This window comes from Pseudomaricurvus sp. ABR4_320 (assembly GCF_056159445.1).
This window is the reverse complement of the sequence record NZ_JBSWVF010000002.1, coordinates 377362-392964: the sequence shown is the minus strand read 5'-3', so window position 1 is coordinate 392964 and position 15603 is coordinate 377362. Positions and strand designations below refer to the sequence as shown.

Annotated in this window: 17 protein-coding genes; 12 read left to right on the top strand and 5 right to left on the bottom strand. The window is 49.6% G+C overall.

The window, feature by feature from the left end; all coding sequences use genetic code 11:
- Window positions 1-113: 113 nt before the first annotated feature.
- Window positions 114-947, bottom strand: a complete 834-nt coding sequence (locus tag ACXAFR_RS04930; protein ID WP_475172924.1) for a p-hydroxycinnamoyl CoA hydratase/lyase — start codon at window positions 945-947, stop codon at window positions 114-116.
- 192 nt (window positions 948-1139) lie between these two features.
- Window positions 1140-2099 (bottom strand): AraC family transcriptional regulator, encoded by a 960-nt coding sequence (locus ACXAFR_RS04925; RefSeq protein WP_475172920.1) that lies wholly within the window; start codon window positions 2097-2099, stop codon window positions 1140-1142.
- Window positions 2100-2614: 515 nt separating this feature from the next.
- On the opposite strand from ACXAFR_RS04925, the gene ACXAFR_RS04920 reads away from it, so the two are divergent.
- Window positions 2615-3490 (top strand): methylenetetrahydrofolate reductase, encoded by an 876-nt coding sequence (locus ACXAFR_RS04920; RefSeq protein ID WP_475172914.1) that lies wholly within the window; start codon window positions 2615-2617, stop codon window positions 3488-3490.
- A gap of 29 nt (window positions 3491-3519) precedes the next feature.
- On the opposite strand, the gene ACXAFR_RS04915 is transcribed toward ACXAFR_RS04920, so the two are convergent.
- Complete coding sequence (locus ACXAFR_RS04915) at window positions 3520-3930, bottom strand: MarR family winged helix-turn-helix transcriptional regulator (protein WP_475172909.1); 411 nt, start codon at window positions 3928-3930, stop codon at window positions 3520-3522.
- 233 nt (window positions 3931-4163) lie between these two features.
- On the opposite strand from ACXAFR_RS04915, the gene ACXAFR_RS04910 reads away from it, so the two are divergent.
- The gene (locus ACXAFR_RS04910) at window positions 4164-5303 is read left to right on the top strand and encodes a cobalamin-independent methionine synthase II family protein (protein WP_475172901.1); all 1140 of its coding nucleotides are present in this window, start codon (window positions 4164-4166) and stop codon (window positions 5301-5303) included.
- Between the two features lie 94 nt (window positions 5304-5397).
- On the opposite strand, the gene ACXAFR_RS04905 is transcribed toward ACXAFR_RS04910, so the two are convergent.
- A complete protein-coding gene (locus tag ACXAFR_RS04905) occupies window positions 5398-6090 on the bottom strand; it encodes a GntR family transcriptional regulator (protein ID WP_475172896.1) in 693 nt (230 codons plus the stop codon).
- 249 nt (window positions 6091-6339) lie between these two features.
- On the opposite strand from ACXAFR_RS04905, the gene ligM reads away from it, so the two are divergent.
- Together ligM and ACXAFR_RS04895 are read left to right on the top strand one after the other, a co-directional pair.
- Entirely contained in the window at window positions 6340-7746 is a 1407-nt protein-coding gene (ligM, locus tag ACXAFR_RS04900) for a vanillate/3-O-methylgallate O-demethylase (protein ID WP_475172892.1), read from the top strand.
- A gap of 121 nt (window positions 7747-7867) precedes the next feature.
- Window positions 7868-8179, top strand: a complete 312-nt coding sequence (locus ACXAFR_RS04895) for a hypothetical protein (protein WP_475172889.1) — start codon at window positions 7868-7870, stop codon at window positions 8177-8179.
- A gap of 60 nt (window positions 8180-8239) precedes the next feature.
- On the opposite strand, the gene ACXAFR_RS04890 is transcribed toward ACXAFR_RS04895, so the two are convergent.
- Window positions 8240-9031 carry a hypothetical protein gene (locus tag ACXAFR_RS04890; protein WP_475172887.1) on the bottom strand — a complete coding sequence of 264 codons (792 nt, stop codon included), beginning with the start codon at window positions 9029-9031 and terminating at the stop codon, window positions 8240-8242.
- 424 nt (window positions 9032-9455) lie between these two features.
- Here ACXAFR_RS04890 and ACXAFR_RS04885 point away from each other — a divergent pair, with 424 nt between their 5' ends.
- From ACXAFR_RS04885 to ACXAFR_RS04850, 8 genes are all read left to right on the top strand, one after another.
- Window positions 9456-9683: a hypervirulence associated TUDOR domain-containing protein gene (locus tag ACXAFR_RS04885; RefSeq protein ID WP_475172884.1), complete on the top strand. Its 228-nt coding sequence runs from the start codon at window positions 9456-9458 to the stop codon at window positions 9681-9683.
- Window positions 9680-10750: a DNA topoisomerase IB gene (locus ACXAFR_RS04880; RefSeq protein WP_475172881.1), complete on the top strand. Its 1071-nt coding sequence runs from the start codon at window positions 9680-9682 to the stop codon at window positions 10748-10750. The genes ACXAFR_RS04885 and ACXAFR_RS04880 overlap by 4 nt, the downstream gene beginning before the upstream one ends.
- A gap of 119 nt (window positions 10751-10869) precedes the next feature.
- Window positions 10870-12849 carry a RecQ family ATP-dependent DNA helicase gene (locus ACXAFR_RS04875; RefSeq protein ID WP_475172879.1) on the top strand — a complete coding sequence of 660 codons (1980 nt, stop codon included), beginning with the start codon at window positions 10870-10872 and terminating at the stop codon, window positions 12847-12849.
- A gap of 44 nt (window positions 12850-12893) precedes the next feature.
- Window positions 12894-13238: a hypothetical protein gene (locus tag ACXAFR_RS04870; RefSeq protein WP_475172876.1), complete on the top strand. Its 345-nt coding sequence runs from the start codon at window positions 12894-12896 to the stop codon at window positions 13236-13238.
- 178 nt (window positions 13239-13416) lie between these two features.
- Window positions 13417-13983 carry a LysE family translocator gene (locus ACXAFR_RS04865; RefSeq protein WP_475172873.1) on the top strand — a complete coding sequence of 189 codons (567 nt, stop codon included), beginning with the start codon at window positions 13417-13419 and terminating at the stop codon, window positions 13981-13983.
- A gap of 11 nt (window positions 13984-13994) precedes the next feature.
- The gene (locus ACXAFR_RS04860; protein ID WP_475172867.1) at window positions 13995-14399 is read left to right on the top strand and encodes a GFA family protein; all 405 of its coding nucleotides are present in this window, start codon (window positions 13995-13997) and stop codon (window positions 14397-14399) included.
- 195 nt (window positions 14400-14594) lie between these two features.
- Window positions 14595-15113 carry a hypothetical protein gene (locus tag ACXAFR_RS04855; RefSeq protein ID WP_475172862.1) on the top strand — a complete coding sequence of 173 codons (519 nt, stop codon included), beginning with the start codon at window positions 14595-14597 and terminating at the stop codon, window positions 15111-15113.
- Window positions 15114-15168: 55 nt separating this feature from the next.
- The gene (locus ACXAFR_RS04850; protein ID WP_475172861.1) at window positions 15169-15591 is read left to right on the top strand and encodes an SMI1/KNR4 family protein; all 423 of its coding nucleotides are present in this window, start codon (window positions 15169-15171) and stop codon (window positions 15589-15591) included.
- Window positions 15592-15603: the final 12 nt, after the last annotated feature.

Sequence of the window (15603 nt, the reverse complement as noted above, 5' to 3'; positions counted from 1 at the left end):
CGGGCATCGGAACCTCAGTTATTATGAATTTTTATGGTGAGCTGATGTAACACCAGCCCTGTTGCGCCTTGCGTTTTTAAGTCCGGCGTCCCTGCCGGACCGATGTTTTTGGATCAGTCTTCGCGTTGAAATTCACCGAGACCAGGCTTGTAGCTCTTGTCATCGATAAACTTGGAAATCCCCTTCTTACGGGATTCGTTATCAAAGTAGTTGGTCGACTCTTGAGCGCGCACCAGATAGTCTTCAGCGTTGTCGTAAGTCATCTCTTTACAGCGGCGCACAGCATCTTTGGTGGCCTTGAGTGCTGCAGGCGATTTCTTCAACAACAATTGCGCCAGCTCTTCGACTCTTGGCTTCAGCTCAGCGAGAGGGACACTTTCATTAACCAATTTCCAGTTTGCAGCGGTTTTGCCGTCGATCATATTGCCCGTCAACGCCATGTACATGGCATCACGCATAGATAAAAGATCAACCACAACTTTGGTAACACCGCCTCCAGGCAGAATGCCCCAGTTGATTTCTGATAAACCGAAATTGGCCTCATCGGCACAAATGGCCAGATCACACGCAAACAAAGGACCGAAACCACCGCCGAAACACCAGCCATTGACCATGGCGATGGTGGGCTTTTGATACCAGCGCAGACGGCGGAACCAACCGTAGGATTCGCGCTGGGATTTACGAACGCCACGTAAACCGTGGGCTTCGGTTTCACGGAAATATTCTTTTAAGTCCATGCCTGCCTGCCAGGCTGTTCCCTCTCCACCAAGCACCAGTACGCCAACATTGTCGTCAAATTCAAGCTCGTCAAGCACATCCATCATGCGGCGATTCAGGTTTGGGCTCATGGCGTTGCGCTTGTCAGGACGATTGAAGTAAACCCACGCGATGCCGTCTTTTACTTCGTACTTAACAACATCCTTATCATCATTTTCTTCTAAAAACATGGCTTTCTCTCTTATTAGGATTGACCGCTGCACTGCCCGAATATAACGATATGGCGACAGCTAGTGTATATCTGGAGGGCGGCATTCACCTCAGTGAAACCGCAGCCCGCCCTTGATTGCTATACTACATAACAATAATCGAAAGCGTCAATCGCGAAATCCATGATTTATGCAATTTCTTGCATTCCACAATCAATGGCGAAAGTGACCGGGCGCAGCACCGTATTGCTGACGAAAGCGGCGGGCAAAATGACTCGCATCGACAAAGCCACAGCGCTGAGCGATTTCCGCGATCCGAATACGCTGAAAACGCCTGTCTTGCAGCAACTCTCGCGCCTTTTCTAAGCGCACGGTGATTAGCTGCTCAGTAAAGGTTGTTCCCTGCCGAGCACAGAGCAAATGCAGATAGCGACGGGAAATCCCCAATTCACCCGCCGCCAACGCCGGATTGAGGCCGGGCTCACTGTACCGCTGAAGCAACAGCGCCTGCAGACGCTGCCAAAGCATAACCCCTGCCGTAGGCTCGATCTCATGATGACAGGAAATCAAGGAAAGCAGAGCCCCTAATTGATTCGCAAGATCACTGCGCGGTAGACGCATGTCGTTGATTTGGGCGCTCGCCATCGCTCTTGCCATCGCCCCCACCGGACCGCCCCAGCCGTTTATTACATCCAGGGGTTTTCCCAAGCGCTCAGTGAAGTTAGGCAGATAGTGCGCAAGCCAATCACGATCGACGTGCAGAGTGATGGATTCAATGGGATCACTGCTCTCAAACAGAAAGGGCTGACTGTGATCCAGCACGACCATGTGTCCTTGATCTACTCGACGACAACAACCCGCATGTTCGAGCCATATGCTATTGCGCGTCATGATCAACAGATCAAGACCTGCGCCCGTTAGGGAACACTCTCGCTCAGGCTCTCGCCAGACACGCTGCGGCGGCGACTGAATAACGTTGAGACCAACACACCCCAAATCCAAATGACGCCAGACCGCATTAAAAACACCTTCGTCACGCCGGGGCTTAACATCCATGGATGCAATAAATTTCGAGAGCCGCTCTTCCCATAGAGGGAGCGCGGTATCCGGTTCTGCGTTCTGAAAGCGAAGTACAAAATCCTGTGATCCCGATGTGGGCACTTCAACCTGCATATCTTTTACCCGTTATCTTTATTATTAAAGGCAAAACACACATCCCCCTTTTAACAAGGAAGTAGCGTCGCTTGAAATGACCTTAACGTGGATGTGGAAGACTGTCTACGCTCCAAACACTTTCAAGAGATAGAGAGAAAATGGGCGCCCGAATGCCATTTGGGATACATTAACTCATTAACAATACGCAACCGGCATCGTATTCAGAATTGCTAACCTTCACCCAAAAACAAGCTTTCAGATCCAAAAATGCCTAATAAATAGAGGCTTAACGCGAATAACGCTCAGAAAATCAAGAAGACTGACCCAGTTTTTATGTTTTCAATGACGCCAACGATAGGTACTCACAGAAAATAATTCTTTTATATTGTATCCATTATCTTTTATCATCGAGACACTAATGAGGAATCGACGGATACGAACACGCTCGCTAAACTCGACCCCCTGTTCCAACTATCTGTGCGCACTTTCTCTTGCGACCACTGCCAATCCAATCTGAGACTCGGAGAACAATAATGATGAGCTACGCGCAGATACATCCCAACTGGGATAGAGAGCCAACCCATATCACAGAAGGCTACTCGATAGAGATTACCGCCAAAGACGTCGAGAAGTTGCAGAGTATCGCTGCTAAGCTGCCGCCGGCAACTCCGGTCGCCATTACGTTTTTACCCGGAGAGACCCTGCCCGCACGACTCGCCGCCGCAAAGGAAGTACGCCGTCTTGGGTTCGAACCCATGCCCCATTTTTCTGCTCGCCGAATCACATCAGAGGCGGAATTTAAGGAAATGATTGAAAGCATGGTGAACGAAGCTGGCGTCAAGCGCTGCTTCGCCATCGCCGGTGATCCGTCACAACCCGAAGGCCCCTATGCCGACACCAGCGCCCTGATTAGCACAGGCTTTTTTGAGCAAAATGGAATCCAGGCCATCGGTATCGCCGGACATCCGGAAGGCCACCCCAATATGAGTAATGATGAGTGCTTGCAAATATTGGAAAAGAAAACCGCCATGATTCACGAACGCGGCATGAGTCCACTGATTGTGACTCAGTTTGGTTTCGATCCGGATGCCTTTATGGATTGGTTAAAAGTGCTGCGCAACCGCAACATTGATGCACCGGTTAGAATTGGGGTTCCCGGCCCAACCAGCATTAAAGCGCTTATGAAATTTGCCGCTCGCTGCGGCGTTTCTGCCTCAACCTCGGTACTGACCAAATACGGAATATCGATCACCAAACTGCTCGGCACAGCCGGACCAGATAAGATGGTTGATGCCTTCGCCAAAGGCTTTAATACAGAGCATGGACGCGTAAGATTGCATTTTTATCCGTTCGGAGGCCTGGAAAAGACCGTCGACTGGGTCGACGAGTACACTCGCGAACACCACTGATTGCAGGCTGTCGTTTAAATTTCGACAGCCTAACTCCAGACTCGCGAAAGCAAATCCCGCAGCTGTTCACGCTCGCCTTCGTCCAGCTGCGAAAAATAACTGGCTTCATGTTGTTCGATCAATGACCAGGCTTTATTAAAAACATCGCGCCCTTCGTCGGTCAAAGACAGACCCTGAGAGCGACCATCAATCGGCGTGGATGCCAGATAGCCTCGATGGATCAACGCTGTAATCAACGGCGTCATATTGGCTCGTCGAATACCGAGATTTCGACCGACTTCGCTTGACGTGATATTGGGCGAATCATTGATCTGCGACATGACGGTTACATCGGTCACCCGCAAATTGAGAGGCGTTAGAAGCTCGGCAAGATTTGCCATCGACTGCGACGAAACACGCCGCACGTGATAGCCTAGCAAAGAATCAACTGTAGAATTCAAAAGTGAGTACCGTCCGTCATCTGTTTTTGTTCGTCGACATAACAGTATAGCTTTGTTAGCGGTTGGGGTTAAGCTCAGAGAATGGACACCCCGACCCAAAAAACACTGACTGGCGCGAATTTCTGCAATGCATCGCAGAATTGATAAGGCTACTTACCATAAACGCCATCCAACGTATTGGATGAGCCAATGACAATAATATCGATCAGACCACACACCGACAGGAAACACCCATGGCCACGCCTTTTATCCCCACTACGCACGTTGGAAGCCTGCCGCGCAGCCAGGCATTAGCAGAAATGCTCATCGCGTTAGACCACAAACAAGATGTCGACACAAACGCCTTCGAAACACTCGTTGTTAACGAAGTTGCGGAAGCGGTAAACAAGCAGATCGCTGCCGGCGTGACGATGGTCAGCGATGGCGAGCTCGGCAAAGTTGGATACTCCACCTACATTACCGAACGCCTCAGCGGGTTTGGCGGTGACTGCAAACGCAAACCCGCTAAAGATTTAGCCGAACACCCGGAACTCGCCAAAAAGCTCGCAAAGATCATGGGCGATCAGGAATTCGTTCGAGCCTCTTGCATCGACAAAGTTGAACTGGTCAATTTGGATCCACTGCACGACGACATTCGCCGCTTTAAAGCGGCGCTTGAGCAGAGCGATAATCCGGTCGATGCCTTTATGAATTCCGCCTCTCCAGGTTTGATCACCGCTTTTCAACCCAACAATTACTACCCAACGCACGAAGCCTATCTCGCCGATCTGGCTGATGCGATGCGCGCCGAATACGAAGCCATAGTCGCAGCGGGCTTCTCACTGCAACTGGATTGTCCCGATCTCGCCATGTCGCGACATACTGGATATCAGGATGCCACCGAAGAGGAATTTTTAGCCATCGCCGAAGCCAACGTTGAAGCGCTAAACGCGGCTACGGCAAACATTCCGGTGGACAAACTCCGCATGCATATCTGCTGGGGAAACTACGAGGGGCCTCACGATCATGATATCGCGTTAGAAAAAGTGATCAGCATCCTTTTAAAAGCTCGGCCGGCAACCCTGTTGTTTGAAGCCGCCAACCCCCGCCATGAACACGAATGGACGGTCTGGCGCGATGCCAACCTTCCCGATGACAAAATACTGGCACCCGGATTGATCGATACCTGCTCCAATTACATTGAACATCCAGAGCTTATTGCCCAGCGCATTGAGCGTTTTGCAGGGATTGTCGGGGCTGAGCGTGTTGTGGCCAGTACCGACTGCGGATTTGGGACGTTTGCCGGTTACGGAAAAATTGATCCGGATGTTACCTGGAAAAAACTGACCAATTTACGTGCAGGTGCCGACCTAGCTGCCAGCAGGCTGTCATAAAACCCATTGGCTCGGAACGAGGGAGCCTTTGATTAATGTCGGCGAGGCGGCTTGCCTCACCGCGCTTACATTTATTTCTTCGGTCTACTAGTCATTATGACCGAGTAAACTCCTGCTCCGCTATGCCAAATATGCTGGCGTATCGCAATCCAATGTAAGCGTGCTCGCGCATCAGATTCTCTGCCCTGGCGCCCTCTCCGGCAACCAAGGCTTCCAAAACAGCTTGATGCTGAATGTGCGCCAACAACAACTTTTGATACTCCTTATCGAGAACAGTGGTATCAATAATTAATGAATCGCACGAAGCAAAAGGCAGATGATTGTTGCGAGCGATGGCGTCAGCAATGGGGCCACTGCTACTGGCTTCAATAATCGTGCGATGAAAACGTTGATTGAGAGAACTCCAGCCTTCGATATCGGTTTCTGATAGAAACCCTTTGGCAAACAGCTGATTGCCTTGGTTGATACAATCCTGCAACTCCTGCAGCACCTCGTCTTGCAAACCTCGCTCACTGAGACGTCGCGCCGCAATACCTTCTAAAGCGCCCCGTACTTCTAACGCACAATAAACATCATCCTGAGTGAACTCCCGGACGACAAAGCCCCGCGTTTCACGTTTGCGCAACAACCCCTCCTGCTCCAGGGTACGAAACGCCAGACGCACGGGCGTCCTCGATACGCCCAGACGCTCCGCGATCGGAATTTCCGCCAATTTTTCACCGGGGGAAATCTCCCCCTTAACGATCATTTTGCGCAATTTAGCCAGTACGTTTGAGTTCTCATTCATCAGGCCAACCTTCAGTTATGGATCCAATTCATATTATTTTTACCAGATTATATTGTATTACCGGGAATTTTGCGCTAATTTTGGATCCATTCTGAAAAACAGACGGTTTTGCTGGCGTCATTTGCCAGCAAATGCTTACTGAGACCACAACCGGTACAAAAACCAGAATCCAGGCTGTTGGCGAGATTTGGTCCCAAAGCCAGAGATAACAATAAACCAGCTCTCAAATGACATAATGAGGACAAAAAAATGACTGAGAAAAGTCTCGAAGATGTACTTCAAAGCGGCGTCAATCCCGTTCAAATGCTCCGCAACTCTCAGATCGGTGCCTATGTTTACCCCGTCGTTCCCTATGAATTCAGCAACTGGCGTGACGAACAGGAAGCCTGGCGTGAAACCTGCGTACTCTTTGATCAGTCACACCACATGGTTGATATGATTGTCGAAGGACCAGACACCTTCGAATTTATGTCGCGCCTGACCATCAATACCTTTAAAAACTTCAAACCCGGTAAAGCCAAGCAAATGGTTCCGTGCAGCTATAACGGGCATGTTATTGGCGACGGCATTCTCTTTTACATGGAAGAGAACAAAATGATTTTCGTTGGCCGCCAGCCTACTGCCAACTGGATTCAATTCCACGCGGAAACCGGCGGATTCGACGTCAAAACCACCTACGATGACCGCTCCCCATCCAAACCCATGGGTAAAGCCGTATCCCGAGTTCACTACCGTTTTCAAATTCAAGGCCCGAAAGCGGGTCAAGTGATTGAGAAGCTAAACGGCGGCCCAGTGCCTGAAATCAAGTTCTTCAATTTTGATAAAATCAAAATCAATGGCAAAGAAGTTTATGCCTTGCGTCACGGCATGTCTGGCGCACCTGGCTTGGAAATTTGGGGGCCATACGAAGAATACGATGAGATTCGTGCAGCCATTGTTGAAGCCGGTAAAGAATTTGGAATCGTCGAAGTCGGATCCAGAACTTACGCCAGTAACACCCTCGAATCCGGCTGGATTCCCTCCCCTCTGCCAGCGGTTTATACCGGCGATGAAATGAAGCCTTACCGCGAGTGGTTGTCAGCAAAAGGTTATGAAGGCAGCGCAGGCGCCATTGCCGGAAGCTTTGTGTCTGACAATATTGAAGACTACTACATGACGCCCTACGCCCTGGGTTATGGTCCTTTCGTCAAGTTCGACCACGACTTTATTGGACGTGAAGCTCTGGAAAAAATGAGCGACCAGCCTCAGCGTAAGAAGGTAACCTTCGCGTGGAATGGTGAAGACGTTATTAAAGCGTATGCATCTTTGTTCCAAAAAGATCAGCCGATTTACAAATTTATCGACATGCCGATCTCGAATTACTCTTCCGCCGGTCATGATAAAGTCGTCGATGCAAACGGCAAAACCGTCGGTATATCCATGTTCAGTGGCTACAGCTACAACGAGCGTACCATGCTGTCACTGGGCGTCGTCGATGCCGACGTCGACATTGGTGACGAACTCACCCTCTACTGGGGCGAGCCAGAGGGTGGCACTGATAAAATCACGGTCGAAAATCACAGAATGCTTGAGATCAAAGTCATCGTCAGCCCAACGCCTTACTCGGAAGTCGCGAGAAAGACCTATTCCGAAGGCTGGAGAACAGGCAACGCCTAACCCCAGACTTTTCAGAAAAACGACTGTGCTTTAAGCCACCTTCGGGTGGCTTTTTTGTGCTCGGGAACCAATCCCACCAAAATGCGTCAGAAAGGGGTTAATCGTGTTATGGAATACCACAATGAAAAGGACCCTTTCAAAAACAGCAGCAACCCTATTATCAGCGGGCTTGCTCACCTCATTAAGCGGCTGCATTGTTTACCCTGAAAAAGTCACTCGTTTTAACGAGGAATGCCAAATTCAGAGTCGGCACATGGTGCTGACCTCAGAGCAAATGCGTAATTTCGGAAGTTGTGAAAATGCTGGCTGTTTCGGAAATGCCCTGATGGCTGGGGTGATCTCCGCAGGGTCCGTCGTCGTCTCGGGCACAATCGTAATGGCGGGTAACGTTGTCTATTGGTTTGAGGAACTGGGAGACTGCAAAAAAGAATAGCAGCCTGCTACTCAGCCCTCGCACGGTGACCGTCACCAACTACAGAATGGCTAAGGCGCACTAACGTCTTTCATTTAATGCTCGATTAATACCATCCAGCATTTTTTCAGATTCTGTTTTTTCCCAGGGGCAGCGTGATGGCAGGCCCCACAACACCTCTTCATTCGCACTCGCGGATGCTGTTCGGATACACTTGTCGCCCACAACCAGGTATTCGTCTCCACTATTTGCGGTATAGGTCACCAGATCGCGCTGGGCGGGCGTCGAAGCGCGCGCAGAGCGAGACGCTGCAATTTTTTCCTTCAACTGGGGATCAAAAATTGTGGTGTTATCAGTGTCGTTGAGGCTGCGTGAGTTACGGTCATCCCGCAGGTATTCCAGCTTTTTATCGCCAATCAAATAATCGTAAGCGTGAAATTCAGATTCAATAACCGGTTTTTCTTTCGAATCGAGCGGTCTATTGGCGTTCTGTACTGGCTCGATACGCTTATCTTTTTTTTCAGCGTTCTTTGGAGTCGAGGAGGCTGGCTCACCAGGCCCTATTGCGGTGTCGTCTCGAGCCAAATCTGACGCACTGTTAGCCGATATTGATGAGACATTTTCCGCATCTTCAGGTAAAACAGGCTCGGATTGTGAACGCGTCGACGTATTTTTTTGAGCGCTTGCTGTCGTTTGACGCTCAATGGTAACACGAACCAAAGACTCTTTATGATTGCCCGTGTTGAGGTTAACGACCCGCTTTTCCAACCAGAAAAATAGCAGCAGATGAGCAACGATTGATAGCCCTAGAGGAATATACCACTCCCCTCCTTTGAGGTTTTTATATCCGCGCTCCGCTTGCTTCACATCCATGTTTTCCTTTTATTTACAGTTAGAAATCTAAGGAAGAAAAAGTGACGAGCAGCACTGCCGGTTATCCTCAACGACGTCAGTCCTTTCCCACAAAGCAACACCACCGTATCAAGTTAGAATGCCGCATCAACCAATAGTTTCCCATCACAAAACGAAATAGCTGCCAATCCACAACCCCTGCCTACATCCAATGTGGGATCGCCTCCGTATCTTCAACTTGGGAACCTCTGATTAATTACCTGCGTTGCCATCGCTGCGTTAAAAATGATCTCAAAATGCTCATTTACAACATGTAAATTGTGCTTTTTCGTTCATTTTTGCCTTGCGCTGGCCGCCTCGCCGACATTAATTAGAGGTTCCCTAGGTGACGTAGAGCGTCTGATATAGGCGACGTTTAACCCTAAAAATAAGAGGATCGTCTGCTATGGCAGCGAAATATAACGTTGGCGACAAGGTAGAATGGGACTGGGGGCAAGGCACAGCCAACGGAAAAATTGAGAAAATCTATACCCAGAAGATCACTCGCAAAATCAACGGAAGCGAAGTCACTCGCAATGCCAGCGATGACGAGCCAGCCTACTACATTGAACAAGCCGGTAGCGGTGCCGCGCTCAAGTCACACCCTGAGCTGAGAAAGGCTTCAAATTCATGACGGCACGTGTCCCAGAGCCAAAACTGATCGCAACCAAAATTGCGCCGCAGACGCTCTCTGAGTACGAACTGCTGTACGTCTACGAGGAAAAGCCAGGCATCACCCGAATTCGACGGGGCCGAGGATTCTCTTACATCAACATTGATGGCAGTAGGATTCACTCCAAGACGGAGCGAGAGCGATTACAGAAACTGGGGGTTCCGCCAACCTATGTCGATGTATGGTATTGCCCCAAAGAAAATGGCCACCTGCAGGCCACGGGCTATGATGCCAAGAAGAAAAAGCAGTATTTTTACCACCCGCACTGGGCACAGCTTCGTGAATCGACCAAGTTTTCCGGCATGGCGGATTTCGCCGACGCATTACCGAAAATTCGCCAGTTCGTTTCAAAAACTTTGAACGACAATCCAGATATTGAAAACAAAGAAGACATTATCTGCGCCATGGTTCGCATTCTGGATCGAACCGGAATACGAGTAGGCAGCAAACTGGCAACAAAGACCAATAAGACCTATGGGTTAACCACTCTTCTGAAGAAGCATGTCGATATCGACAAAAACTGCGTTCACCTGGAATATACTGGGAAAGGCGGACGAGAGCTTGCAAAACATCTGCGAGACCCAGCAGTTGCAACGATCATCGACCGCTGTGAGGATATTCCCGGGCAACGTCTATTTCAGTATATTGATGCCAACGGTAGCGCCCAGGAAATCGGGTCCGTCGACATCAATCAATTTATCAAAGTCCACACGGATGATCGATTTTCAGCGAAAGACTTCCGCACTTGGCGCTTCAGCTGTATCTTTCTCGAAGCGGCACTCAATGCCTCTAAAAATGGAAAAGCGCCGTCACTGAAATCGCTTTTGGAGAGCGTCTCTGAGTTATCAGGAAACACACCGTCAATATTGCAGTCCAGCTATATTCACCCCGGCCTTATAGATATTGTTAAATCTAAAAATTGGGAGCTGTTAAACCGTAAAACCTGCAAAATCCGGGGGCTGCGCCATGCAGAGGCCAAGCTGTCTGAATACGTGCGCAGCCGACACGCAACGGATGCACTGAGGTAACGATCGCCGCTACCCCGTAGGCTGATCAACTGAAGAATTCGTCATTCATCGAAACCGCGGATGCCAACGGTCATCATATTCTACTTTTACTCAATAGGGTTTTCTGCAAGGATGCAGATATGGAAACCATACCCAACTGGCTAGCGCCACTTAAAAGCACATTCGGATTTGACGCCCTGCGGCAAGGGCAACAGTCGGTAATAGAAGCGATTCTTAGTGGTCACTCCGCCGCTGCGATCTTTCCGACTGGATCGGGAAAATCACTTTGTTATCAGCTTCCCGCCCTTCTGCTGCCCCATCTCACGTTAGTCGTATCGCCGCTGCTTGCACTGATGCAGGATCAAGTGAGGTTTTTACGCAGCAAAGGCATTGCGGCTGCCAGTCTGGATTCGACCCTGTCCCGCGAAGCGTATCTTCAAATTCAGCAAGACGTTCGCAACGGCACAATCAAAATCCTATTTATTTCCGTAGAGCGTTTAAAAAACGAACGATTCCGCGAGTTCGTCCGTCATGTACCCATTTCGTTATTGGTCATTGATGAAGCCCATTGTATTTCTGAATGGGGGCATAATTTTCGTCCCGACTACTTAAAACTGCCCTCCTGGCGACGTGAGTTTTCTATTCCACAAGCCTTACTCTTGACCGCGACAGCGACCAAGGCCGTCGTCGAAGATATGCGCACCCACTTCGATATTACAGAAGATCACGTCACCAGCACCGGCTTCTATCGGCCAAACCTCCGCTTGCTCGTTCAACCCACGGCAACAGACGAGCGACTGCAAAAATGCGCACAGTGGTTGCAACATCGAATCCAAAAAGGGACTCCATTCGGCAGCATTATCTATGTCACACAACAGTCAACTGCCGACGATGTTGCCCGATCCTTGAACGAACAATTACCCGTGAGGATCGAATCCTATCATGCAGGTATTCCCAATGACCGCCGCCAAGAGATTCAACAACGGTTTATGGAGGGCGCAACCCCCTGCATCGTTGCCACCATCGCCTTCGGCATGGGGATTGATAAGAGCGATATCCGCCAGGTTTTACACTACGACCTGCCGAAGTCGATTGAGAACTACAGTCAGGAAATTGGGCGAGCAGGTCGCGACCGCAAACCTTCGGATTGCGTATTGCTCGCAGATCTCTCCGGATTAACCGTTCTAGAGAATTTCACCTATGGCGATACCCCGACCCTTGCAGCCATAGGCCGCCTACTGACAGTGATTCGATCTGACAGCACCTCTGCCCCTGACGGATCTGGCCGCTGGGAAACCATGATGCAACCTCTGTCCAATCAAACAGACATTCGTCCCCTACCTTTGAAGACATTGTTGGTCTACCTGGAAATGGGCGGACACATTACGCCTTTGTACAGTTACTACGCCGAGTATCGATTTAAGCCGGATTCTGAAGCCGAACTGCTGGCAAAATTTAACGGTGAGCGACTGAGCTTTCTTAAAACGATTCTGCAATGCAGTAAAAAAGGCCGTACTTGGTACAGCTTGGATATGGACGCGTTAATTCACACCAAAGGACAAGACGCCCGGTCACGAGCGGTTGCGGCGTTAGAATACTGTGCCGAAAAGCAATGGCTAACGCTTGAAATAAAGCAGATGACCGAGGTCTTCGACGTCCAGGTCTGGACGGAAGCAGAACAAGATGTCATCGCCAAGCAACTGCACAGTCGCTTTCGGGAACACCAAGACAGCGAGATTCGACGCTTGCAGAATATGGTGGCGCTGTTTCAATCAAACGCCTGTCTCAGCCGTCAGCTGGCGGTGTATTTTAATGACTTAAGTATGACGACCGATTGCGGCCACTGTTCGGTCTGCATGGGAACACGCAAGCCATGGCCTGAAAAGCCAATTGCGGAATACCCCAGTAATCCAGAGATCACGCCCCTACTGCGTGATTTTAACCATGCCTATCAAAAGACCTTTCAGCAACAACCAGAGCCTGAAAGCCAAACGAGATTTTTATGCGGCATGGCGAGTCCCTGGCTAACCAAGCTAAAAGCAAAAAAACTGCCCGGCTTTAGCGAATTCAGTCACATCCCTTATAGTCATATGCTAGACACGCTCAAGAATTCCCATTGACGGCAGAACGCTCGAATCTTATTAAGCCGACCCTGAATTCCTCTATGAACGATTCAGCGAAAGAAAAGATACTAACGCGCTGTGCGTTAGGTTATCTCTGCTGCTGGCTAATCACGTTATCGGCAGCCATCGTGTTTGGAAAATCCTATGGCCGCATGCTGGCCCTAACACTGATACCACTGTATTCCATCTTCTACTTTATTTTTTATCGTAAACTCTCGTTGAGTTTTGAAGATACAGAAAAACGCATACTGGCGTTTGGCATAACGGCCAGAGGAACTCTGACCGGCGCTCTTTACCATCTGTCTGCGGTTATTGCCGGCATGACGTGCTACGTTTTCCTCTACATGGGTTATCAAATAATTACCCAAATACAGTGGCATGGCTGATTCAAGATGCCCTGCTACTCATCTCATCATGAGTGTTTGTTCTACCCCTCCCTGACACGGCGGATGATCTTGCGTAAGGTTACTCGCCTCCTGAGACGATAAAAATGGCAGATGTCACTGCTTCGAGGCATTAATGGACAGCTATCTATTATTCTTAGCGATCGCGGTCGTCACAGTTATGAGCCCTGGACCAGGCGTCGTGCTCACGCTGAGTAACAGTATCTGCTACGGATTAAAGAGTGCAATCGCAGGCATCCTGGGAATCGCCACGGGTACATTCTTTATTTCCGCTCTATCGGCCACAGGCCTGGGACTCTTGTTGATAACATCAGCAACCGCATTTGGAATGATAAAATGGGTCGGCGCCCTCTATTTGCTCTATCTGGGTGTTCGGCTTTGGCGATCGCCTGTATTTCGACTGGACGTCCAAGAGGAATCGAGTAAAAGCCTGCAACGACATTTTTATGAGGGGCTGGCCATACAACTGACCAATCCGAAAGCCATCGCGTTTTTCGCCAGTGTTTTTCCCCAATTCACGGTGCTGAATGGCGACCACACAAAGCACTTTTTTATTCTGGTCACAACCTACAGCCTACTGGTTGTCGTTATTCATCTAATTTATGCCTCGCTTGCCAGATCCACACGCAGTTGGTTTACTTCAGGGGGACGAGGCCACTGGTTAAACCGGATCAGCGGCGGATTTTTTATACTCTTTGGCGTCGGACTGGCATCGTCAAGTCGATAAGTGAGTATCCAATGAACAGACATTCCGGCTCCTGCCTTTGTGGCGCGATAACCTTTACTGTCACTGGCGACTTTGACCATTTGTATTTATGCCATTGCACACACTGCCAAAAGGATACCGGTTCGGCCCATGCCGCAAATCTCTTCTCTCAATCCGCGGATATCTGCTGGCATTCGGGGGAAGCGTTTCTTTCTTCCTTCACATTACCAGGAACACGACATACGAAGAGCTTTTGCAATCGCTGCGGATCCAGTGTCCCTACCGTTTTCACGGAAAGCTCATCGTTATTAGTTCCCGCCGGAAGCCTGGATACAGACCTAAACACACTCCCTATTACCCATATCTTTACCGCAAGTATGGCCACGTGGGAAAACATGATCCGTGACGCCCCCACATTTGCGACCTTCCCTGAATAGAACCGGCAAACTTCGCCAACGATGACTTGGCGACCGGTAAACGATAAGATGACCGCAAGCCTTTACCAGAAAGCGCATAGAAGATCTAATCAGTAGACGTGATTAAGCAGAACACCGAGTAAACCGGCGAGACAAAACAAGGAGACTGTCAGCGCATTCATCAAGCAATATGGAATGACACTACAGGAGTTTTTCATGCCAAATCGAATCAAATCTCTGATGCTCTCAGGACTGCTCTGCACACTTGGACAACACGCGTTATCTGGCCCAGAAAATACACCCCCCGCTGACGCGTCACAAAATAGTACACCATTCAACGTAAAGCTGGTTTTAACCAACGACGAAGCCAAAGTACGGTCTGACTGGAAGAAGCCAACCCCGCCCCAAATTACAGTGATCGATAAAGCTCACAAAGGGGAAACCATTAGCACTCTTATTTTTTTTTCAGGGTGCGAAGTGTCCGCTGAAAAAACCTGCAACCTGATCGCAGACTACAAACTACGGACGCCTGACAAGAATATGATCGACGGAGGATCTGGAAAGCTGTGGACAACCGCGCCTCTAGAAGCGCAATTCATGCTAGGAAATTCCAGTGCCGCTGTGCCCATTGGTGAAGATTGGCCCAACGGAGAATATGCCTTTGAGGTCATTGTGATCGATCATGTCGCCGCCAAATCCGTGAAAATGACAGCCCCATTCGTCGTCATCGACTGACCGCAGAGTAGGCACCGCTTTTAACCGTACATCCCCTTACATGGCACCCTAGTCTATGAGATGGAAAGGACTATTTGATCGCTCGGGCATTCCCTACCAATGCTCGCCACCTGCCACTCTGTCTCAACTAAACGACGCGGGAAAAGCATTAGGGATGGCGCTGCCGGCGGAATTGACATCATGCTTGCTAGAATCCAACGGCGTTTCTGGCGAGCATGGCCTCGGCGTAATCTGGCCTGTCGAACACCTTGTGAAAACGAACCTTGAGTTTAGGAGCAACGTCGATTTCGCTGAGCTTTATATGCCGTTTGACGCGATGCTGTTTTTCGCCGATGCGGGTAATGGCAATCAGTATTTCTACCCAATTCAAAGCGGCGAAATCCGTCGAGATGATATTTTTTTATGGGACAGCCGACTTTGGTGCGAGCCGAATTTAGAGGCTTATGTCACACGCCAGAACAAACCTATTGATCAATAAGGATAGAGTGAG

Excerpts from the sequence above, each read along its gene's own strand:
- ACXAFR_RS04910 (WP_475172901.1), top strand. The coding sequence starts at position 4,164 with ATGGCCACGCCTTTTATCCCCACTACGCACGTTGGAAGCCTGCCGCGC.
- ACXAFR_RS04865 (WP_475172873.1), top strand. The coding sequence starts at position 13,417 with ATGAGCCCTGGACCAGGCGTCGTGCTCACGCTGAGTAACAGTATCTGC.
- ACXAFR_RS04890 (WP_475172887.1), bottom strand. The coding sequence starts at position 9,031 with ATGGATGTGAAGCAAGCGGAGCGCGGATATAAAAACCTCAAAGGAGGG.
- ACXAFR_RS04905 (WP_475172896.1), bottom strand. The coding sequence starts at position 6,090 with ATGAATGAGAACTCAAACGTACTGGCTAAATTGCGCAAAATGATCGTT.
- ACXAFR_RS04850 (WP_475172861.1), top strand. The coding sequence starts at position 15,169 with ATGAGATGGAAAGGACTATTTGATCGCTCGGGCATTCCCTACCAATGC.
- ACXAFR_RS04860 (WP_475172867.1), top strand. The coding sequence starts at position 13,995 with ATGAACAGACATTCCGGCTCCTGCCTTTGTGGCGCGATAACCTTTACT.
- ACXAFR_RS04930 (WP_475172924.1), bottom strand. The coding sequence starts at position 947 with ATGTTTTTAGAAGAAAATGATGATAAGGATGTTGTTAAGTACGAAGTA.
- ACXAFR_RS04895 (WP_475172889.1), top strand. The coding sequence starts at position 7,868 with ATGAAAAGGACCCTTTCAAAAACAGCAGCAACCCTATTATCAGCGGGC.
- ACXAFR_RS04880 (WP_475172881.1), top strand. The coding sequence starts at position 9,680 with ATGACGGCACGTGTCCCAGAGCCAAAACTGATCGCAACCAAAATTGCG.
- ACXAFR_RS04885 (WP_475172884.1), top strand. The coding sequence starts at position 9,456 with ATGGCAGCGAAATATAACGTTGGCGACAAGGTAGAATGGGACTGGGGG.
- ACXAFR_RS04925 (WP_475172920.1), bottom strand. The coding sequence starts at position 2,099 with ATGCAGGTTGAAGTGCCCACATCGGGATCACAGGATTTTGTACTTCGC.
- ACXAFR_RS04870 (WP_475172876.1), top strand. The coding sequence starts at position 12,894 with ATGAACGATTCAGCGAAAGAAAAGATACTAACGCGCTGTGCGTTAGGT.
- ligM (WP_475172892.1), top strand. The coding sequence starts at position 6,340 with ATGACTGAGAAAAGTCTCGAAGATGTACTTCAAAGCGGCGTCAATCCC.
- ACXAFR_RS04855 (WP_475172862.1), top strand. The coding sequence starts at position 14,595 with ATGCCAAATCGAATCAAATCTCTGATGCTCTCAGGACTGCTCTGCACA.
- ACXAFR_RS04875 (WP_475172879.1), top strand. The coding sequence starts at position 10,870 with ATGGAAACCATACCCAACTGGCTAGCGCCACTTAAAAGCACATTCGGA.
- ACXAFR_RS04920 (WP_475172914.1), top strand. The coding sequence starts at position 2,615 with ATGATGAGCTACGCGCAGATACATCCCAACTGGGATAGAGAGCCAACC.